The organism is Peribacillus sp. P4_C12 (assembly GCF_056402095.1).
This window is the reverse complement of sequence record NZ_JBFUIB010000389.1, coordinates 1-3622: the sequence shown is the minus strand read 5'-3', so window position 1 is coordinate 3622 and position 3622 is coordinate 1. Positions and strand designations below refer to the sequence as shown.

The window sequence follows — 3622 nt, the reverse complement described above, 5'->3', positions numbered from 1 at the left end:
TAAGAGTTTGGGGGATTTTTTGTTATGGTCTCACCAGCCTCCCATGTGTTGCCACATACACTCTGGACACGTGGAGTGCTGTTCACTACTTGTAAGGAAAGATAAATAAGAGATGTAACAGTGATTAAAGAGCCTTTTGTAAGGCTCTTTAATTTTATTAAGTATAGAGGGTTTTAAATAGATTGCTTATATTAACAATACATAGATAAATACTGACCTCTATGCTTCCAGAGATGTACATTGTTTCGGGTTATAACAGAYTCAGTTTGAGAATTCCATTTCTGGTTGTGGTGGTTAAACCATTGCAATAATACACCCTAATCGCATCTCTAATTCGTTGTCTTTGAACTACAGTAAATCGGTTATCAACATCAAAATAAACAAATGGAGGTAAATTCGTGATGCCGTCTGGTTGAGGAACAGGAATTTGCATCTCCGTATAGGTTAAACTAACTGACCAAGGCAATCCTGCCTTTCTTGAATTATTTGCCGAGGATGCCCAGCTCTATTTCCCTAAGATGGGAATTGCAAATGGAATGGTGAAATCAAAAAACTTGTTAATAATGGACCAGGTTTTAAATCCATCACCCACGACTATGCTTATTTTAACTATATATTTCAAGGCGACACGGTTGTCGTAGAGGGTACAAGTTCTGGTGTTACTTCCAATGGAAAAGAATGGCGTGTCGGAGTCACTCATGCAGGACGCTTTTGTAATGTATTTGAAATACGGGATTACAAGATACATCGACTCTTCATTTATCTAGACCCAGACTATGAAAATTAACCATTATTTACTACAGTACCACCGGAACAAACTATCACGTATTGGATTGTCAACACTAAATCAAACAACTTTTTTTTTGGATAATTTTTTATATTCTAGAGGACTTAAGTAGCCAAGAGTTCCAAAAATTCTTAGCTTATTAAACCAGTTCACGTAGTCTCCAAATTCGAGAGGTTAGCTGTGATAAGTTCGCCAATGTTTTTTGATTGGCGAACTCAGTCTTAATGATTTTAAAGGTCGCTTCCGCGACAGCGTTATCATATGGACAACCTTTCATACTAAGTGAACGGCCAATTTTAAACGTGGTTAACGTTTCATCAATTAGCTTGTTTTTTAATTCATTCCCTCGATCTGTGTGGAAGAGCTGAATATCATGAAGGTTTCCTTTGATGGATGCAAATGCGCGTGCCACAAGCTGGGCGTCCTTATTAGGTCCCGTACTAAAGCCAATAATTTCACGATTAAAGAGATCGACAAAGACACATATGTAATGCCATTTATTTTTGACTTTGACATATGTTAAGTCGCTGACCACTACTTTTTTCTCTTCTTCTTGTTGAAATTCCCGATTTAATTCGTTAGCCAGGACTGATTCGTTACATGAGGATTGCTGCGGTTTGTATTGGGCGGCTGTATAAGATGATACAAGCCCTTGTTTTTAATCCGGCGTCTGGAGACCGTTAGGTCGAGCTTCATTAACTCTACTTTAATCTTACGTGTTCCGTATACCTTACGGTTCTTTTCAAATATTTCTATAATGGCGTGTGTGACATCGTCTTCTGAGTTTCGTTCTTTTGATTCGTAGTAATAGGTGCTCCGCGATAGCTCCAGGACGTTACACATGGCTGATACCGAGTATTTGTCTTTGTTTCGCTTAATAACATTTACTTTCGTCCTAGTATCAGCGCTGCTTGCTTTAAAATATCATTCTCCATCTGTAACTGTTTCAATTCTTTTCGTAGTTTGATACGCTCCTTTTCCTCGGGAGAACGGTTATCTTTTTCCTTAAAGGAACCTGTGTTTTCACTCTGTTGAATCCACCGATCTAAAGAAGAAGGAGTAAGTTCATATTCTTCAATAAGAGCCTTTCGTGTTTTTCCGCTTTGATAGAGTTGAATCATCTGTTTTTTAAATTCGGAAGTGAATGTACGGCGTTCTCTTTTCGTCATTTTTAGTGCTCCCTTATCTGTAGTAAGTTAAGTGCAGCTTCCCTTAAAATATCTGTCCAGATAAGTGTAGACGATTCATTTTTTATTTCATTAAAAGAGAAGAGGATATTAGTTAAACGATACAAATACATCAAAATAAAACAATTATTAATTAGTTATTATCTTCGTTTTTCCATTACTAATGGTTAGAAAATATGGGAAAGGTTCACCTCCTTTTAAGTGGTCTTATTGTATATTCGGTCTATTAATTATCAATTGGATATTATACATTACAGGTTTTTATACATTGCTTCCTGTTAATGTTGCAGACTTAATTTTTATCCCAATATGGTTTATTGTTTGTGCTTTAGGTGGCTTATTTACAATATTTGAGTTTAAGAACAACAAAACCTTTGCGGTTCCCCTTGCTGGTTTTACTTTTATTAGCTTTGTTTTCGCTTTATTCATAATCGGTATATCACAGATGTAACGGTGAAGTAAGTATTCAACAAAAAGGCGCGATTCTTTAATAAGAATCGCTTTTCATAATGAACTAACGGGTGCTTTAGCTGAAGATCGGAGCTGTCTTTAAGGCAGCTTTTCTTTATGGAACTATCGGGGCAGGATAGTTCAAGAGTGCATATTGATTTGTTCAACAATTGGGCCATATTCTTGAATAACTAATTGTGGAAATAATAGCAATTTGAGATGATTGTTATTAAGTTAAGGCAGTTTAATAACATCAGTAACTTTATTCAGAAATAAATGCTGTAAATAATGAAAATATAAAAAAATTGGCGGGAGAAACAATATCTAAATGATTAAATGGAGGAAGAATTATGTCCAATAACGTAAGACCAAGAAGAATAATTTTAGATTTAGCAACTACTTTAGATGGATTTATTGAAGGAGAAAATGGGGAAGTTGATTGGTGCATCATGGACTCTGAGATGGGGTTTATTAATTTCTTAAATCAAATTGATACTATTTTATATGGAAGAAAAAGCTACGATTTATGGGGACAATTTACTCCAGAAATTGAAGATACTAATACTGAAAAAGAAATTTGGGAATTAGTTCATAGTAAGGAAAAATATGTGTTTTCCTGAACGCAAAAAGGGACTGATAATAAAGAAATATTCATAAATGATAATATTCTTAAAGAAGTAAATAAATTAAAGAATAAGCCTGGTAAAGACATCTGGTTATATGGTGGAGCAAGTCTTATTACAACTTTTATCAATTTAGGGCTTGTTGATGAATTTAGATTATCTGTTCACCCTGTTATTTTGGGAGAAGGAAAACCATTGTTTATTGATATAAAACAGAGGTTGAATTTAAAAATGGTTAATACAAGAACGTTCTCCTCTGGCGTTGTGCAACTAATCTATCATTTGAATGGGAATTAATAATATTGCACATTCCAAAGATAAAATACAATATAGGTAATACTCGATAGTAATTGTCACTTATTCAACAATCGGGCGCGATTCTTGAATAAGGTTCGCTTTTCTTATTGAACTCCCATGAAAATTAAAAAAGCTCAAAATCCAGAAAAAACCACAACAAAATAGACCCAGTAAAAACGCTTTTTAAAAAAGGCTGAGCCTTATGAGTGATCTGATTGAGTTTGGTAAATCGTTAAACAAAAACCTCCAATTATAGCAAATTAAGTAGAGGCTAGCGC

General features: G+C 34.8%; 1 protein-coding gene and 2 pseudogenes. 1 reads left to right on the top strand and 2 read right to left on the bottom strand.

The genetic code is table 11. The features are described from left to right. Positions 1 to 847: 847 nt before the first annotated feature. Positions 848 to 1956 (bottom strand): annotated as a pseudogene (locus tag AC1DUW_RS23570) (IS3 family transposase). 279 nt (positions 1957 to 2235) lie between these two features. Then, a complete protein-coding gene (locus tag AC1DUW_RS23565) occupies positions 2236 to 2403 on the bottom strand; it encodes a hypothetical protein (protein WP_477643589.1) in 168 nt (55 codons plus the stop codon). 371 nt (positions 2404 to 2774) lie between these two features. Between AC1DUW_RS23565 and AC1DUW_RS23560 the strand changes: the two are divergent. Continuing rightward, a pseudogene (locus AC1DUW_RS23560) lies at positions 2775 to 3344 on the top strand (dihydrofolate reductase family protein). The last annotated feature ends 278 nt before the right edge of the window (positions 3345 to 3622 follow it).

What these genes read in the sequence shown, in the direction of transcription:
- AC1DUW_RS23565 (WP_477643589.1), bottom strand. Translation starts at nt 2,403, where the DNA reads ATGAATAAAGCGAAAACAAAGCTAATAAAAGTAAAACCAGCAAGGGGA.